The sequence below is a fragment of the Streptomyces sp. NPDC057654 genome, from assembly GCF_042800135.1.
Classification (GTDB): Bacteria; Actinomycetota; Actinomycetes; order Streptomycetales; family Streptomycetaceae; genus Streptomyces.
This window is the reverse complement of the sequence record NZ_JBHVHQ010000960.1, coordinates 1-3105: the sequence shown is the minus strand read 5'-3', so window position 1 is coordinate 3105 and position 3105 is coordinate 1. Positions and strand designations below refer to the sequence as shown.

2 protein-coding genes are annotated in these 3105 nt (G+C 70.8%); both read left to right on the top strand.

Annotated features, from left to right (window positions below):
• Nucleotides 1-8: 8 nt before the first annotated feature.
• Nucleotides 9-1982, top strand: a complete 1974-nt coding sequence (locus tag ACFU99_RS38895) for an ABC transporter permease (RefSeq protein ID WP_384402023.1) — start codon at nt 9-11, stop codon at nt 1980-1982.
• A gap of 1 nt (nt 1983) precedes the next feature.
• A complete protein-coding gene (locus ACFU99_RS38890) occupies nt 1984-2979 on the top strand; it encodes an ABC transporter substrate-binding protein (RefSeq protein ID WP_384402020.1) in 996 nt (331 codons plus the stop codon).
• Nucleotides 2980-3105: the final 126 nt, after the last annotated feature.

Sequence of the window (3105 nt, the reverse complement as noted above, 5' to 3'; positions counted from 1 at the left end):
AGGCGCGTGTGAGCGTCGCCACTCCCGCCGCCCCCGAAGCGGCCCCGGCGCCGGTCCTCAGATCGGCCCTGCGACATCCCGCCGTCCGCAAGCTCCTGCTGCTCGCCGTCCTCGCGGCGATCATCGTCCCCATCGTCAACGCCAAATGGGCCAGCGGGAGTTGGCCCCACGCGCTGACCGTCGACGCGTCCGGCCCGCTCGGCAAGGCCAGCGACTGGATCATCGACAACCGCGACAGCCACTGGCTGTTCCTCTACTTCTTCGGCCACGTCAGCAACGCCATCGTCATCTCGGTGCGCGCCGTCTACCTCGTGCTCCTCGCCCTCGGCTGGGCCGGCGTGACCGCCGCCGCCACCCTCGTCGCCTGGCGCGTCGCAGGCGTGCGGATCGCCGTCACCGCCCTCGTCTCCTTCGCGGTGACCGGCCTCCTCGACATGTGGGTGCCGGGCATGCAGACGCTCGCCCTGATGATCGTCGCCGTCCTCGCCTCCGTCGTGCTCGGCGGACTGCTCGGGCTCGCGGGCGGGCTCTCGGACCGTACGTTCCGCCTGCTGCGGCCCGTACTGGACACCATGCAGGTGCTGCCCGCCTTCGCGTACCTGCTGCCCGTCGTCATGGTCTTCGGCATCGGCGTGCCCTCCGCGGTCATCGCGACCGTCATCTACGCCGCGCCGCCCATGGCCCGCCTCACCGCCCTCGGGCTGCGCGGCGCCGACAAGGGCGTCCTGGAGGCCGTCGACTCGCTCGGCGCCACCGGCCGGCAGCGGCTGCTGACCGCCCGGCTGCCGCTGGCCCGCAAGGAACTGCTGCTCGGCCTCAACCAGACCATCATGATGGCGCTGTCCATGGCCGTCATCGCCTCGATGATCGGCGCGGCCGGCCTCGGCGACCGCGTCTACCAGGCGCTGTCCTCCGTCGACGTCGGCGCGGCGCTCGCCGCGGGCATCCCGATCGTCCTCCTCGCCATCGTCATGGACCGCACGACCGGCGCGGCGGGCGAGCGCATGGGCGTCGAGCCGAGCGGCCCCAAGTGGCTGCGCGGCAAGGCGGCTTGGGCGGGCGTCGTGGTCGCGACGGCCGCGGTGGCCGTCGCCGGCCGGCTCGCCGGTTCGCAGATCTGGCCCGCGAGCTGGACCGTGGCCATCGCCGCGCCCGTCAACGACGCCAAGAACTGGATGGTCGACCACCTCTACTCCGGCGTCCCCGTCGTCGGCGGCACCAACGACTGGGCCGGGCACTTCACCACCTGGGTGCTCGACCCGATCCGCGACGGCCTGCAAGGCGCCCCGTGGTGGGGCGTACTGCTCGTCGTCGCCGCGCTGGCCTGGCTGATCGGCACCTGGGCCACCGCCCTGACCTCCGTCCTCGCGATGGCGGCGATCGGCGTGCTGGGCCTGTGGCAGCCGTCCATGGACACCCTGTCCCAGGTGCTGGCCGCGCTCGTCGTGACGCTCGTCGTCGGCTTCGCCGTCGGCGTCGCCGCCGCCCGCAGCAGCAGGCTGGAAGCGGTACTGCGGCCGGTCCTGGACGTGTTCCAGACGATGCCGCAGTTCGTCTACCTCATCCCCGTGGTCGCGCTGTTCAGCGTCGGCCGCGCGCCGGGCGTCGCCGCCGCCGTGATCTACGCGCTGCCGGCCGTCGTCCGCATCACCACCCAGGGCATCAAGCAGGTCGACCCCTCCGCCATGGAGTCCGCCCGCTCGCTCGGCGCGACCAGCGGCCAGCAGCTGTGGCAGGTCCAACTGCCGCTCGCCCGGCCCGCGCTGCTGCTCGCCGCCAACCAGGGCGTGGTGCTCGTACTCGCCGTCGTCACCATCGCCGCCCTCGTCGGCTCCGGCGCCCTCGGCTACGACGTCGTCACCGGCCTCGCCAAGGGCGACCTCGCCACGGGCCTGCCGGCGGGCGTCGCGATCGTCTGCCTGGGGCTGATGCTCGACCGGGTGACGCAGCCGACGGCGCGCCGCGCGCGGAAGGGGGCCTGACATGGCTCGTAACTCGGCTCGTACGAGCGTACGTACGCGGACCGTCCTCGCCGCCGTCTCCGGGCTCGGCCTGCTCGCCGCGACCGGCTGCGGCGCGGCGGACATGACCAAGCAGGCATCCCCGTACGTGAACGCCCAGGGCGCGAAGACGGTGACCCTCTCCGTACAGACCTGGGTCGGCGCACAGGCGGACGTCGCGGTCGCGAAGTACCTCCTGGAGAAGAAGCTCGACTACCGCGTCGACACCGTGCAGGTGGACGAGGTCCCGGCGTGGGACGCGCTCAGCCAGGGCCGCGTCGACGCCATCATGGAGGACTGGGGCCACCCCGAGCAGGAACAGCGGTACATCAAGGACAAGAAGACGATCACCGCGGCCGGCGGGGTCGGCGTCATCGGGCACATCGGCTGGTTCGTGCCGAAGTACTGGGCCGACAAGCACCCCGAGGTCACGAACTGGAAGAACCTCAACAAGTACGCCCAGCAGCTGCGCACCCCCGAGAGCGGCAGCAAGGGCCAGCTGCTCGACGGCTCGCCGTCCTACGTCACCAACGACAAGGCCCTCGTGAAGAACCTCGATCTGGACTACCAAGTCGTCTTCGCGGGGTCGGAGGCGGCGCAGATCACCCAGATCCAGCAGTTCGCGAAGCAGAAGAAGCCGTTCCTGACGTACTGGTACCAGCCGCAGTGGCTCTTCAACGAGGTGCCGATGGTGGAGGTGAAGCTGCCCAAGTACACCGACGAGTGCGGGGACAAGGGGGCGGCCGATCCGACGACGGTGGACTGCGAATACCCGACCACGCCGCTTCAGAAGTACCTGAACACGAACTTCGTGAAGCACGGCGGGGACGCGGCGACCTTCTTGAAGAAGTTCAAGTGGTCGAAGGACGAGCAGAACGAGGTGTCGGAGATGATCGCCTCGGAGAAGCTTTCGCCTGAGGCCGCGGCCAAGAAGTGGGTGGAGAAGAACCCTTCTGTCTGGAAGGCGTGGATGCCGTAGCCCTGGCGGGCGGCGGGGGTTGGGGCTGGGGTTCGAAAATCGGGGGGTTTCCCCCGACCCCCCTCCGCAAAAGCCCGCCGGGCGGGGTGGGGGGGGGGGTCGTTATAGGGGCTCAGCCCCCGCAAT